At 61.1% G+C, this 791-nt stretch carries 1 pseudogene; it reads left to right on the forward strand.

The features are described 5' to 3' along the window. Positions 1-791 (forward strand): annotated as a pseudogene (locus BWR59_RS31695) (RHS repeat protein); the annotation flags it as partial.

The raw sequence follows: 791 nt of genomic DNA on the forward strand, positions 1-791 counted from the left end.
GACAGGACCGATTGCTCGGGTTACCGGACATGGTTCAAGTACGACGCGCGGGGCCATTTGCGACGCGTCGACAATGCTTTGGGCGAGCAGACGCTTTATCAGCATGATGCCCGGGGTCGTCTGCTACAGCGCACATTGCCGGACGGACGGGTCGAGCGTTTCCAGCGCGACCCCAGCGGGCAACTGACGGGGTATACCGATCCTGCGGGCGACACGACCCGCTATCACTACAACCGCCGGGGTCAGGTGCGGCAGCGCTTGGATCCTCATCGGCGGCAGGTGCAATTTGATTACGATGCTTATGGCCGCCTGCAATCGCTGACCAACGAGAACGGCGAGAGTTACCGTTTTGCCTGGGATGCAGGAGATCAGCTGATCGCCCAGCAGGATCTGGATGGCAGTCAAAAGCGCTATCAGTACGACGCGCTGGGCAATCCACTTCGGCTTCACCACTTCCCGGCGCCGTCCGACAGCGAACAGCACACCCGTGAGCCGCTGGTGCAGCGCTTTGAACGCGATGCGCTCGGGCGGCTGAGCGCCAAAGTCACCACTGATGGCCGCACCGACTACCACTACGACCCACTGGATCAACTGACGCAAGTCACCTTTACCGACCTTCAAGGTCAGCAACAGAAACTCGGCTTTGCCTATGACGCCCTCGGGCAATTGCTGGAAGAACACAGCGCGAGCGGATCGCTGAAACACCACTACGACGAACTGGGCAACCTCACGCAAACCCAGGTCCCCGACGGCCGCTGGCTCAACCGCCTGTATTACGGCAGCGGCCATCT

Origin of the sequence: Pseudomonas sp. Bc-h, assembly GCF_002080045.1 — a bacterium.
In the GTDB taxonomy this organism is placed as follows: domain Bacteria; phylum Pseudomonadota; class Gammaproteobacteria; order Pseudomonadales; family Pseudomonadaceae; genus Aquipseudomonas.